General features: G+C 74.6%; 9 protein-coding genes. 2 read left to right on the plus strand and 7 right to left on the minus strand.

The genetic code is table 11. The features are described from left to right. Nucleotides 1-57: 57 nt before the first annotated feature. Complete coding sequence (locus ACI790_RS09520) at nt 58-879, plus strand: alpha/beta fold hydrolase (RefSeq protein ID WP_456569539.1); 822 nt, start codon at nt 58-60, stop codon at nt 877-879. Nucleotides 880-988: 109 nt separating this feature from the next. On the opposite strand, the gene ACI790_RS09525 is transcribed toward ACI790_RS09520, so the two are convergent. From ACI790_RS09525 to ACI790_RS09545, 5 genes are all read right to left on the minus strand, one after another. Then, complete coding sequence (locus tag ACI790_RS09525; RefSeq protein ID WP_456569540.1) at nt 989-1,810, minus strand: SRPBCC family protein; 822 nt, start codon at nt 1,808-1,810, stop codon at nt 989-991. 123 nt (nt 1,811-1,933) lie between these two features. Next, nucleotides 1,934-4,279 (minus strand): lysylphosphatidylglycerol synthase domain-containing protein, encoded by a 2,346-nt coding sequence (locus ACI790_RS09530; protein ID WP_456569541.1) that lies wholly within the window; start codon nt 4,277-4,279, stop codon nt 1,934-1,936. Nucleotides 4,280-4,359: 80 nt separating this feature from the next. Then, on the minus strand, nt 4,360-5,937 hold the full coding sequence (locus tag ACI790_RS09535) for a phospholipase D-like domain-containing protein (RefSeq protein ID WP_456569542.1): 1,578 nt from the start codon (nt 5,935-5,937) through the stop codon (nt 4,360-4,362). A 127-nt stretch (nt 5,938-6,064) separates the two neighbouring features. After that, nucleotides 6,065-7,261 (minus strand): acyl-CoA dehydrogenase family protein, encoded by a 1,197-nt coding sequence (locus ACI790_RS09540; RefSeq protein ID WP_456569543.1) that lies wholly within the window; start codon nt 7,259-7,261, stop codon nt 6,065-6,067. Further along, on the minus strand, nt 7,254-8,459 hold the full coding sequence (locus ACI790_RS09545) for an acyl-CoA dehydrogenase family protein (RefSeq protein WP_456569544.1): 1,206 nt from the start codon (nt 8,457-8,459) through the stop codon (nt 7,254-7,256). The genes ACI790_RS09540 and ACI790_RS09545 overlap by 8 nt, the downstream gene beginning before the upstream one ends. 364 nt (nt 8,460-8,823) lie before the next feature. Between ACI790_RS09545 and ACI790_RS09550 the strand changes: the two genes are divergently transcribed. Continuing rightward, the gene (locus ACI790_RS09550; RefSeq protein ID WP_456569545.1) at nt 8,824-10,443 is read left to right on the plus strand and encodes a flavin-containing monooxygenase; all 1,620 of its coding nucleotides are present in this window, start codon (nt 8,824-8,826) and stop codon (nt 10,441-10,443) included. A 50-nt stretch (nt 10,444-10,493) separates the two neighbouring features. Here ACI790_RS09550 and ACI790_RS09555 read toward each other — a convergent pair whose 3' ends face one another. Both ACI790_RS09555 and ACI790_RS09560 read right to left on the minus strand, forming a co-directional pair. Further along, nucleotides 10,494-12,290, minus strand: coding sequence for a sigma-54-dependent Fis family transcriptional regulator (locus tag ACI790_RS09555; RefSeq protein WP_456569546.1), 1,797 nt, complete (start codon nt 12,288-12,290; stop codon nt 10,494-10,496). A 104-nt stretch (nt 12,291-12,394) separates the two neighbouring features. Beyond that, nucleotides 12,395-13,315, minus strand: a complete 921-nt coding sequence (locus ACI790_RS09560) for an alpha/beta hydrolase (RefSeq protein WP_456569547.1) — start codon at nt 13,313-13,315, stop codon at nt 12,395-12,397. Nucleotides 13,316-13,372 lie beyond the last annotated feature (57 nt).

Below are 13,372 nucleotides of genomic sequence, written 5' to 3' on the forward strand. Positions count from 1 at the left end.
CCAGCCATCCCCGGCCGGCGCCGTGCCCGCCGGGTCCCGACCAGGTGAGGAGTTCCCATGCCGCAGACGGCCGTCCGGACCGGAGTCACGCTGAACTACGAGATCAGCGGCGAGGGTGACCCGCTGCTGCTGATCATGGGGACGTCGGGGTCGATCCCGCTCTGGGGCGAGCTCGTCCCCCGGCTGGCCGAGCAGTACCGGGTGATCGCCTACGACAACCGGGGGCTGGGCGGCAGCGAGCGCGGCGACGGCGAGATCTCGGTGGCCTCCCTGGCCGAGGACGCCTCGGCGCTGCTCGAGGCGCTCGACGTCCCCCGCGCGCACGTCATGGGCTGGTCGCTCGGCTCCGCGATCCTGCAGGAGCTGGCCCTGGCCCATCCGGAGCAGGTCGCCACCGCGGTCATGTACGCCAGCTGGGGGCGGTGCGATGGTTTCCAGCGCTCGGTCCTCTCCGCGCTGCGGCATCCCTACGTCACGCGCGACATGGAGGCGGCCCTGGCCGCCGCCGGCCTCGCCTTCTCACCCCAGCTGCTCGACCACCCGGACTTCGAGCAGATGCTGGAGCCGATGCTGCCGGCGTTCCCGCAGAACGAGGAGCAGATGCAGGTCACGGTCGAGCAGTGGGACGCCGACCTCGTGCACGACACCCTCGACCGGCTGGGCCAGATCTCCGCACCCACCCTGGTGATCGTGGGCGAGCAGGACCTGCTGACCCCGCCCTGGCAGGCGAAGAAGGTCGCCAACGCGATCCCGGGCGCCCGGTTCGAGCTGCTGACCGGGCCGGGGTCGAGCCACGGGGTGCACATCGAGCGCCCCGAGGACGTCGTGCGCCTGGTGACCGGCTTCCTGAGCGAGCACACGCTGCTGCAGTCGAGCTGACCACCGCGGCGGCCGCGGCGGAACGGTGCGCCGTACGCCCCCGCCGGCCCCGTCGCGCGGGTCCACCGGTCGGTGGAGAGCGTGTCCCGCTCTCCACCGACCGCGCGGCTCAGCGGCTGCCACCACCGATCATGGGGTCGTCGCCGCGATCGACCGTGCCCTTCTCGGCGCCCTCCGTGGACGTTCCCGTGGTGTAGCGACCGGGATCCGACTCGTCGACCACCACGTCGTCCCGGACCTCGTCCGCGGGGGGCTGCGGAACCACGGCGACCCCTTCCGGCGGGCTCGGGCGCGCCTGCTCGTCGGGCCCCTTCTCCCCGCTCTTCGACGCCGCCGCGACGGCGCCCGCGGCAGCGGCCGCGACCCCGGCCACGGCGGCGGCGCCCGCGGCGACCGCCTTGCCCGACGTCCCGGCCTTGCCGCTGTCGCCCCGCGACGGGAAGGCGGCGTTCACCCCGGGCGTGCCGACGTCCTCGCCGGGGTTGATCGTCCCGCGCCATCCGCCGGTGGCGTAGCCCTCGCTCTCCACCAGCTCCTTGAACCGCCGCAGGTCGGACTCGACCTGCCGTTCCACGACGCCCAGCTTGTCGCCGGCCTTCTCCACGAGCCCTTCCGGCTCGTACTCCAGCGACAGGTGCACCAGGGTGGCGCCGGTGCCCACGGGCTGGAAGCGCACCGCCCCGGCGTTCGTCGCGCCTTCCGTCGCGGCCCACGCGACCTTCTGGTCGGGGATCTGCTCCAGGATGGTGGCGTCCCACTCCCGCCGGACGCCGGCGATCTCGGCCACCCAGTGCAGGCGCTGGTCGCCGTGCTGGCGGACCTCCTTGACCCCGCCCATGAAGTGCGGGAAGTCCTCGAACTGGGTCCACTGGTTGTAGGCGGTCGTCACCGGTACGTCGACCTGGATCGACTTCTCAGCCTTCGTCGTCATCGTTCGTCCTCCCATGGTGAGTTGCGTCACTCACCCACCCGCCTACCCGCGCACCGGCGTGCCGACGCGCCGCGGGGGCGAGTGATCCGGAGCGACCGCCAACCCCGGTGCGGCGGGCGGAGGTCAGATCGCGCGCCGGCGCTGCAGGTGGACGAAGGCGACCCAGCCCAGCGGCGCCGGCAGCCAGAAGGTGGCGGTGCGGAAGGCCAGCACCGCGGTGAGCGCCGAGGCCACCGGGACGCCGGTCGCGGTCAGGCCGCCGACCAGCGCCGCCTCCACCGCGCCGAGCCCGCCGGGCGTGGGGGCGACCGACCCCACCGTGGAGGCCACCAGGTAGACGCCGATCACCGTGGGCAGCGCCACCGAGGCGTCGAAGGCGCGCAGGGAGGCATCCAGCGCCAGCACGTACCCGGCGGTCTGCAGCAGGATGCCGCCGACCGCCGTCAGCAGCCGGCGTGGCTCGGTGGCCACCGCGAGCAGTTGCGGCAGCGACTGCCGGAGCAGTGGCTCGAGGCGGTCGCGCAACAGCCGCCGGACCGGCGCGACGGCGATCAGGAGCCCCACGACGGCGAGGGCGCCGAGCAGGACGACCAGCACGTCCCCGCTGGGCACGAGCGACAGCCGGGACGTCGACACACCGCTCGCCCAGCCGACGACGAGCAGCAGCAGGACGGTCACCGCCACCGTCGCCACCTGGCTCACCGCGACGGTGCCCGCGGCGCCCGCCACGGAGAGTCCGGAGCGCTGCAGGAAGCGGATGTTGAGGCCGACATGGCCGACGGTGGGCGGCGTCACGAGCGTCAGCCACGCCGTCGACACCTGCACCAGCGTCGTCCGGACCAGGGACAAGGCCATCGGCACGAACGCGAGCAGGGCGAGGGCCGCCCCGACGTAGGTCACCGCCGAGCCCCCGACCGCGACCAGCAGCCACAGCGGGTCGGCCGACCGCAGCTCGTCGACGATACTCACCCGGGACAGCTGCGAGGCCAGGAGGACGGCGGCGACCGTCGTCGCGATCACCGTGAGGACGGTGCGCACGGAGAAGCGCTCGAGGCGGGGGGCGGCGACCGCGGGGCCGTCCGGTCCGGCGAGTGCGCTGCGCAGGTCGTCGAGGACGTCGGTGCCGCGCACGGTCCTCCGCACCGACGGCGGGACGGCGACCGGCTGGAGCAGGGCCGCCAGCCGGGGCGGCACCGAGCCCCCGGTGTAGGCGGTCCGCAGCGCCGCTGCGGCAGGGCCGGGACCGACGACGGTGGCTCCGCCCACGAGCAGGGCCACGGCGTCCAGGTCGCGCTGCAGCTCGCCGGCCGCCGGCTGCGCCGCCCGCAGGTCGCGGAACCCGGCGCCGCCGTCCGGCCCCACGATGACGCAGTCGGGGGTGATCGCACCGTGCGCCAGCCCGACGTCGTGCAGCCGTCGCAGCGCCCCGAACGCCGCGGCCAGCCCCCGCTCACCCGGATCGCCGACCTCGGGCAGCGCCGTGCCGGACAGCGGGCGCTCCGCCAGCACGAGGGCGGGACCCACCGCCAGCAGCGCGAGGACGCCGGGGACGGGCACCCCGGCGGCGCCGGCCAGCGCCGCGCACGAGGCCTGCCGCTCCAGGTCGCCGCGCTGGCTCAGCGCCGGCCGGCCGACCACCGCGGCGCGGAAACGGAGCAGCCGCCGGGCGCGGCGCGCGAGCGGCACGCCCCGGCCGTCCGGGTCGACGACGGTGACGGAGACGGGACCGGTGGCGTCCGTACCGGTGAGGCGCAGCAGCCCAGCCGCCTGCTCGGTCACCTGCAGGTCGTCGACCGCGATCCCGGCGCGGGCGAGCGCGGCCCGGATCACCCCGTCGGGCGGGCGCGCGGGGGCCACGCCGATCCCCACGCGCACGGCCAGCCCGGCGACCGAGCCGAGCAGCACGGCGGCGGCGGCGCCGGGGAGCGTGAAGTTGTCGAGCGCCACCGCGCACACGAGCACGGTCGCGACGACCCACCGGGCCGGCTGGAGCCAGCGCCGCCGCCGCTGGAGGTCGACCCCCACCAGGAAGGCGAGCGAGGCCACCACCGGCACCAGGGCCGCATCGTCCGGCGGTGCGGTCAGGACGCCGGCGACGGCGCCGCCGGCCGCATCGCCGACCCGCTCCCCCACCGCGGCGAGGACGAGCCCGATCAGGGCGCCCGCGACCCCCTGAAGCAGCGCCGCCCGGCGCTGCCGCGCCGCGTCGACGGCCACCGTGAGGAGCACGCCGAGCAGCCCCAGCGACGCCACCACCGACACGACGGAGAAGACCGGACGGAGGGTGTCGCCGCCGACCGTCGGGAGGACGCCGGCGACGGCACGCACGGCGTCCGGGACCGCGACGGTGGCCAGCACGAGGAGAGCCAGACCGATCGCCCCGGCCCCGAGCCGGACGACGTCGGCCGGGCGGCGCACCCGCGACCCGGGCCCGGACGGCTGCGGCGCCTTTCCGCCGCCTACGATCACCGCGTCATCATCCCCGACCGGTCCGGCGGCACGGAGCAGCGGATCGGCCGGTCCCTCCCGCGGGGCGACGTCCGCTCCGGTCAGGCGCGCACCCGGGTCCACGGCCGCCGGCGGCGCGCGAAGAACCGCTCGACCCGGCGCCACCGGTTCGGCGTCTTCTCCGGGTCCATCGCCTCCGACTCGGCCAGCGCCCGGTCGGCCGGGCCCAGCTCCGGCGGCTCGAAGGGCACCAGCGAGCGGCCGGCCGGCCGGCGCAGCCGCTCGATGCCCTGCACGAGCGAACCGGTGCCGGCGACCGCGGCGGCGACGTCGTCCGGGGTGCAGCCGAGGTGCTCGGCGAGCAGGCGGTCCCGGAAACCGACGATGGTCGTGGCGAGCCGGTCGGCCCCGGGGCGCCCCTCCACCACCTCGATCGCCAGGTCGCACTCGGTGTCCAGGCCCATCGAGCGGTTGTTGAGATTGCCGGAGCCGATGCGCAGCAGGCGGTCGTCGACCACCGTGACCTTGGCGTGCACGTAGATGTGCTCGCGCTGCTCGGTCACCGGTGTGTAGATCCGGAACCGGTCGTGCACGTCGGCCTCCCGGACGATCTCCAGCACCCGGGCCCGCGCGGTGCCCATCGCCTTCTCCGACAGCCAGCCGTCGGCGGTCCACGGGTTGACCACGACCACGTCCGGGCCGTCGGGCTCGCGCAGCCGCTCGGCGATCGCCTCGGCGATCCGGCGGCTGGCGAAGTACTGGCTCTCCACGTAGATCGCGCGACGGGCCGCGGCGATGACGGCCAGCCACAGCAGCTCGATCTCGTGCACCAGCGGCAGACCGCCGTGCTCGGGCCGGGTGCGGGAGATCGCGACGTCGACGTCGGTGAGCAGCGGCTCCACGTCCTCGGGCCAGCACTCCCGCTCCTGACCGATCGGCTCCAGCCGCTCCCCGGTGCCGCTCTCCCACCGCTCGCGAGCGAGCTCGGCGACCGCGCGGGCGGCGGGGCCGGTCATGATGCTGGTCGCGTCGTGCCAGGGCCCGGTCAGCCGGCCCTCGGCGCGTCCGGCCGGCGGACGACGCCGGTGCGGGTTGCCGTCGGCGTGGTCGGAGGTGTCCCAGCGGTCGGCGGTGATGTCGATACCGCCGGCGAAGGCCAGGCAGTCGTCGACGACCACGATCTTCTGGTGGTGCGCACCGCCGACCGGGTGGTGGGTGTCGACGGCGAAGGTGAGCCGGTCGGGCGCGCGCCGGTCGAGGAGCACGATCGGCTTCAGCCCGCGGCCGAGCGCGCGCAGCATGCCGAGGTCCCACTGCAGGACGCCGATCTCCAGCCGCGGGTTCTCCCGCACCGCCCGCTCCAGGACGGCGCCGAGCTGGTCGTCCTCCGGCCGGCCGTCCCCGAGCGGATCGAGCCGGATGCGCGGGTCGAAGTCCCAGCCGATGAACAGCACCCGCTGCTCGGCGCGCAGCACGGCGCGCTTCAGGGTGGCGAAGTAGCCGGCCGCGTCGACGAAGATCGCGAAACGGGTGGCCCGCTCGATCCGCCAGCAGGTCTCGCCGGGGATCAGCAGCGGCGCACCGCGCTCCGGCCGGTCCTCGTCGGATGCCGGGCGCGCTGCGGGCAGCGTGATCCCCGGACCCGTATCGGGCTCCGTCGTGGCCTCGGCGCCGTCCATCACCTCCGCAGTATCCCCGCCGATGCCCCTGCACTCCCAGGGACTCCTGCACTGACGCCCGATCGTGGCAGGCCCGAGCCACCCCGCCCCGGCGGGGACTCCCCCGCCGGGGCGGCCGCGCACCCGGTCATCCGGTGGCGACGGCGATCCCCCCGCCGGCCTCGGCGACGTCGAGCACCAGCGCGGCGATCCGGTCCCGGTGCTCGTCGGCGCTGCCGAGCAGGACGGCGTCGGTGAAGGCGCGCTTGAAGTACAGGTGCGCCTGGTGCTCCCAGGTGAAGCCGATGCCCCCGTGCACCTGCACGGCGTCCTTGGCGATGCGGGTCGCCGCGGCCGAGCACACCGCCTGCGCCATCGACGCGGCCAGCGCGGGGTCGTCGCTGCCGTCCGGCACCGCCCATGCCGCGTGGTACGCGGCGGATCGGGCGTGCTCGACCTCCACCAGCATGTCGGCGAGCCGGTGCTTCACCGCCTGGAAGGAGCCGATCGGGCGGCCGAACTGCAGCCGCTGCGCGGCGTACGCGACGCCGAGGTCGAGCAGGTGCTGCGCGACGCCCACCTGCTCGGCGGCCAGCAGCACGGCGCCGACGGTCAGCGCGTGCGTGACGACCCGCGCGGACTCCTCCGGACCGGCGAGCAGCCGGGCCGGCGCGCCGGTCAGCCCGACCGTCGCCTGGCGTCGGGTCAGGTCCAGGGACGACAGCGGGGTGCGCGCCACACGAGGGGCGGTGGCGTCGACGACGAACAGCGCCGTTCCCCCGGGTGCGGTCGCGAGGACGAGCAGGTCGTCGGCGGTGCCGGCATCGACGACGCGCTCGACGGTCCCCGAGAGGGTCCACTCGTCCCCGGAAGCGACGGCCGCCACCGTGACCGCCTCCGCGGCGAGGCGTCCGGCCCGCTCCGGAACGGCGAACGCCGCGGTCCGGGACCCCGAGATCAGCGGCCCCAGGGTCTCGGTGCGCACCGGCCCGTCCGGTGCGGCGACCAGTGCGGGGATCGACAGCGCGACCGTGCCGTACACCGGCCCGCAGAACAGCGCCGCGCCCAGCTCCTCGACGACGATGGCGGCCTCGACGAGCCCGCCTCCCGCGCCACCGAGCTCCTCGGGCACGCCCAGCCCGAGGACGCCCAGGTCGGCCCCGAGCCGGCCCCACACCCGTGGGTCGACGGGGTGCGCGCTCTCCATGAGCCGCCGGACGGTCGCCTCGTCGGAGTGCTCGGTGCAGAACCGGCGCACGGCGGTGCGCAGTTCGCGGTGCTCGTCGGTGAACACGAACGGGGCGCCCTCGGCGGAGCCCGGTCCGGCCGGTGCGCGGTCAGCCACGGGGCACCTCTCGCCAGGGTCGTCCGGAGTCGGCGCGCAGATCGCCGGGCAGGCCCAGGATCCGCTCGCCGAGGATGTTGCGCAGCACCTCGGAGGTGCCGCCCTCGATGGTGTTGGCGCGGGAGCGCAGGAAGCGCTCCTGCACGGGCCCGCGGAAGTCGTCCTCCGGGGTGGTCGTCCGCAGCGCGTAGTCGCCGTAGAGGAGCCCCTCCGGCCCGAGCACGTCCATGCAGAACTCGTAGACCGCCTGGTTGAGCTCCGCGCCGACGAGCTTTCCGATCGCGCCCTCCGGTCCCGGGCCGCGGACCGTCGCGGTGGCGCGCGCCCGCTCGGAGGTGAGCCGCTGCGCCTCGGCGCGCAGCCACAGCCCGACGAGCCGGTCACGCAGGACCGGCGTGTGCCGGTCGGGACGTTGCGCCCACAGGGTGACGGCGTCGGCGATCGTGCCCGACCCGCGCCGGCTGCCGCTCGCGCCGATCGAGCTGCGCTCGTTCATGAGCGTGGTCATCGCGACCTGCCAGCCGGCCCCGACCGCACCGAGCCGATGGGCGTCGGGGACGTGGACGTCGTTGAGGTAGACCTCGTTGAACTCGGCCTGGCCGGTCATCTGGCGCAGCGGACGGGTCTCCACGCCCGCCGCCCGCATGTCGAGGACGAAGTAGGTGAGGCCCTTGTGCTTGGGCACGTCCGGGTCCGTGCGGGCGAGCAGCAGGGCCCAGTTGGCCCGGTGCGCGAGGCTGGTCCACACCTTCTGCCCGTTGACGATCCAGTCGTCGCCGTCGCGGACGGCGGAGGTGGCCAGCCCGGCCAGGTCGGAGCCGGCACCCGGTTCGGAGAACAGCTGGCACCAGATGTCCTCGGTGGTCGCCAGCGGGCGCAGCCACGCGCGCACGAGTTCCTCGCTCCGGGTGTGCTCGCGCAGCGTCGGGGCCGCCATGCCGTAGCCGATGGGATTGAGCCGGAACGGCGCGGGCGCGCCGGCCTCCTGCAGGATGCCGTCCGCCACGGCCTGCAGGCCCCGGGACACCCCGAGCCCACCCTGTCCCTCGGGGAAGTGGACCCAGGAGAGGCCGGCGTCGAAGACGGCGCCCAGGAGCTCCGTCACCGGGACCCGCCGTGGATCGTGTTCCTCGACGACCCGGCGCGCGGCCTCCGCGACCCGCGCCGAGTCGGCTTCAGCGCCCGAGACGGTTCCCATGCACGCCCCTTCCCCTGTCGTCGTCACCTCCGGGCACAGTAGCGAGCATCCCGGAGAAGCGGGCACCGAACCGCTGCGTGGCGAGCTCGAGGAGCCCGCCGCTCCGCTCAGCGCTCGAGATGAGTACGCGGAAGCGCCGGTCAGGCCAGCCCACCTCGGACCTCCTCCCACGGAGGCAGTTCCGGCGGGACGGCCCGATGGCGCGGCGACGCGGGGCCTCTCCGTCACCCGGGCGCCTGTGTGACGCGTTCCACATCGGAACAACCGCGCCCCGGCGATCGCGGCGAGCGTGGACGTCACCACGCCCGGCCGCCCAGGCCGGACAGCGCGACAGCGCGACAGCCCCAATGAAGGAGTTCCCGAGGTGACCGAGACCCCCACGATCGACCTGGACGCCGTCGTCATCGGTGCCGGCTTCGGCGGCATCTACATGCTCAAGAAGCTCCGCGACGAGCTGGGCCTCCGGGTCCGCGCCTTCGACCGGGCCGGCGGCGTCGGCGGCACCTGGTACTGGAACCGCTACCCCGGCGCGAAGTCGGACACGGAGACCTTCGTCTACCAGTACTCGTTCGACCGCGAGCTGCTGCAGGAGTGGCAGTGGAACACCCGTTACGTGGACCAGCCCGAGATCCTCGACTACCTGGAGCAGGTGGTCGACCGGCACGACCTGCGCAAGGACATCCAGCTGGACACCGGCGTCGACTCCCTCGTGTTCGACGAGGCGGCCGGCGTGTGGACCGTCGGCACGGACGACGGGCGGACCCTGACCGCCCGCTACGTCGTCTGCGCCGTCGGCCTGCTGTCGAAGATCAACGTCCCCGAGATCAAGGGGATCGATTCTTTCCGGGGCACGCTGGCGCACACCGGCGCGTGGCCGCAGGACCTGTCGCTCGAGGGAAAGCGGGTGGGGGTGATCGGCACCGGCTCGACCGGCACCCAATTCATCTGCGCCGCCGCGAAGGTCGCCGAGCACCTCACGGTCTTCCAGCGCTCGCCGCAGTACGTCGTGCCCTCCGGCAACGGCCCGGTCAGCGGGGAGTACGTCGCCGAGGTCAAGCGCGACTACGACCGGATCTGGGACCAGGTCAAGAACTCGATGGTGGCGTTCGGCTTCGAGGAGAGCACCGTGCCCGCGACCAGCGTGTCGGCGGAGGAGCAGCAGCGCGTGTTCCAGGAGAACTGGGACAAGGGCAACGGCTTCCGCTTCATGTTCGGCACGTTCTCCGACATCGCGGTGGACCCGGCGGCGAACGAGGCGGCCGCGGCGTTCATCCGGAGCAAGATCGCCGAGACCGTGGAGGACCCCGAGACCGCCCGCAAGCTGACCCCGACCGACCTCTACGCGAAGCGGCCGCTGTGCAACGAGGACTACTACGAGGTCTACAACCGCGAGAACGTGAGCCTGGTCAGCATCAAGGAGAACCCGATCACGGAGATCACGCCGCACGGGGTGCTCACCGAGGACGGCACGGAGCACGAGCTCGACGTGCTCGTCCTCGCCACCGGGTTCGACGCCGTCGACGGCAACTACGTGCGGATGGACATCCGGGGCCGCGGCGGGGAGACGATCCAGCGGCACTGGAAGGACGGGCCGACCAGCTACCTGGGCATCACCACCTCGTCCTTCCCGAACTTCTTCATGATCCTGGGGCCGAACGGGCCGTTCACCAACCTCCCGCCGAGCATCGAGACCGAGGTCGACTTCATCACCGAGCTGATCGGCGAGGCGGAGCGGCGCGGCGGCCTCGTCGAGCCCGCGCGCGCGGCCGAGGACGCCTGGACGGTGACCTGCCAGGAGATCGCCGACTCGACGCTGTTCCCCAAGGCCGACTCGTGGATCTTCGGCGCCAACGTGCCCGGCAAGAAGAACACCGTCATGTTCTTCATGGCCGGGCTCGGCGCCTACCGGGCGAAGCTGGCCGAGGTCAGGGCCGCCGACTACGACGGCTTCCTGATGCCCGAGACCGCCGCCCTGCCCGCCTGATCATGGGGCCGGGAGGGTCACGTCCCGTCGGGGACGTGACCCTCCCGGCGTCACCCGTCGATGTGGTGCTGCTGCATCTTGCGGTAGAGCGTGGTGCGGCCGATGCCCAGCACCTCCGCCGCCCGGCTGCGGTTCCCCTCGCACCGGCGGAGCGCGGTGAGGATGGCCGCCCGCTCCGCCGACTCCATCATCGACAGCTGCCGGCCGGCGGGGGCCTGCACGCGCGCCGGCAGATCGCCCGGTCGCACGGTGCCGCCCGGGTGCCGGCGGGCGAGGGACTCGACCAGGTGCCGCAGCTCGGCCAGGTTGCCCGGCCACGACCAGCGCATGAGCGCCTGCAGCGCCTCCGAGGAGAACCGGGTCCGCGCCGCCTCCCCCGGCAGCCCGGCCAGGATGCCGGCGACCAGCTCGGGGATCCGGCCGCGCAGTTCCCGCAGCGGCGGCAGCTCGACGACCGTGGCGACCTGCGCGAGCAGGTCCTGCACCGGCTCCGGTGCCGCGGCGAGCTGGACGGTGACCACCAGCGGTGCCGCACCGCCGGCGGCCCGCTCCGCGACCGCCTTGGCCCGGTTGACGTCCTCCGGAGCGAGGTCCTGCAGGTGCCGGAGGACGACGGCACGGCCCGCGTCGAGGGCGACGACGACCGGGCGGAACCACTCCGCCCCCGGCGCGGCCGTGGCGAGGTCGACGACCAGCGGGGCCGACTGCCCCGTCCGGGTGGCGAGCACGGCACGGGCGGTGTGCAGCTTGCCGGCACCCGGCCCGCCGTCGAGAGCGACGACCTCGCCGTGCCGGACGGCGGTGACCAGCTGCCGGTGCACCGCGACCACCGGGTGCACCGGCGCCCCCTCCACGGCCCGCCGCCGACGCCGGGCCGCCGCCTCGTCGGGCGCCTCCGCGGGGGCACCGGGCAGCACCCGGATGCAGTACGCCGCCCCCGCCGACGCCTCCCCGACCGGCTCGAGGACGACGTCGCGCCACCCCGCCTGCAGCGGCACGCGGGTGCGCACCGGACCGCGGGCCGGCGGCGCCTCGCTCAGGTGCGTCCACAGCAGCGCGTGCGACTCCGGCGTCAGGTGCGGCAGACCGGCGGTGTTCGCGAAGACGGTGCGCTCGTTGACCACGATCACCGGCTCGCCGCCGGCCTGGTCGGCGGCGAGGTAGGCGCGGATGAGCTGCTGCTCCCGGGCGCCCAGCATCGCGGTCAGGTTCGCCTCGATCTGCCGGCCGACGTCGCTGGTGATCGCGACCATCAGCGGGCTCGCCTCCTCGGCCTCGCAGGCGAGCGAGAAGCTGCCCAGGATGCGCCGGGTGAACGGCTCGTGGATCGGGGTCCCCGCGCAGGTCACCCGCTGGAGCAGGTCGTTGTAGTGCTCGCTGCCGCGCACCACGATCGCGCGGCGCTCCTCGATGACCGTGCCCAGCGCGTTCGTGCCGACCGAGCCCTCGGAGAAGTCGAAGCCCTCCGCCGCCGAGGCCCGGTCCAGGACGCTGAGCTGCCCGGAGCCGGGCGCGTGGCGCATGGCGATCTCGCCGCGCTCGTTGCTCACGAACATCGCCACCCGCACGTCGGCGAGGTGCTCGCTCAACCGGTCGAGCACCGGCGCCGCGGCCTCGCGCAACCGGGGGTCGAGCTGCACCGCCCCGCTGTAGCGGACGGATCCGGGAGCGGTGGGGACGGCCTCGCCGACACAGCGGCGCCAGCTGCGCTCGATGACCTCCGGAACCCCGCGGGTCGGCTCGGGGTGGGCCAGCAGTCCCTGCGCGAGCAGCTCCTCGCGCGCGGCACGGATCCGGTCGGCGTCCGGCGGTTCGTCACCGGGCCGGCGCCTGCGCGGAGAGCTCATCGGACCACCTCGTCGTGTCCCCGTGAACCTGTCGAGTGAAGCACCGGCGAGGGGCCCGCCGCGAGCGCGGCGGCCCCTCGCCGGCGCCGGGAGGAGGTCGGGCGTCAGCCCCGGTACCACCGGGCGACGGCGGCGATCTCCTCGTCGGCCTCCGGCGCGCGCCCGGCCAGGAACGGGAAGACGTGCTGCATCCCCGCGGCGACCGAGAGCGTCACGTCGACGCCGGCCGCACGGGCCCGGTCGGCCAGCCGGGTGGCGTTGTCCAGCAGCGACTCGGCGCCGCCGGCGTTGACGTAGAGCCGGGGGAAGCCGCTGAGATCGGCGTACAGCGGGTTGGCCAGCGGCGTCGTGGGGTCGACCGAGTCGCCGAGGACGCCGGCGATCATCCCGGCCAGCAGCTCGACGGTGATCAGCGCGTCCGTGGCGTCGTTGGTCTGCAGCGTCTCCCCCTTGTTCTCCATGTCCAGCCACGGGGAGAACGCGATGACCGACCCGGGCACGGGCTTGCCCTGGTCGCGGAGCGCGAGCGGGATGGCGACGGCGAGGTTGCCGCCGGCGGAGTCGCCGATGGTGGTCACGTCCTCCGGGCGGATCCCGCGGTCCAGGAGGGCGTCGAAGACGGCGACGCCGTCCTCCACCTGCGCCGGGTGCGGGTGCTCCGGGGCACGCCGGTAGTCGAGGACGAAGGACGTCACCCCCAGGGCCTTGGCGACGTGGCCGGCCAGCTTGCGGTGGCTGGCCGCCGAGCCGACGGCGAAGCCCCCGCCGTGGGTGTAGAGGAGCACCCGCGAGGTGTCCGCGCCGATCGGCAGCGTCCAGATGCCCGGTACGCCGCCGACGGTCTCCTCGCGGTAGGTGACGTCCTCGGGCTCGACCGTGGGCTGGTGCCACTCGTCGAAGATGGCGCGGAACAGCCGGGTGGTGATCCCCGGCGTCGTCGCCAGGATGCTCGACCAGTCGGCGTAGAGCCCGCGCAGGGCTTCGGCCTCGGTCGACGGCTGGCGGGTCTGGGCGGTGGCGGTCATCTCGGCACTCCTTCGTGCGGACCTCGATCGGGGACGCCGACCGGCCGTACGGCGCGG

Source organism: Blastococcus sp. SYSU DS0539 (assembly GCF_054050855.1).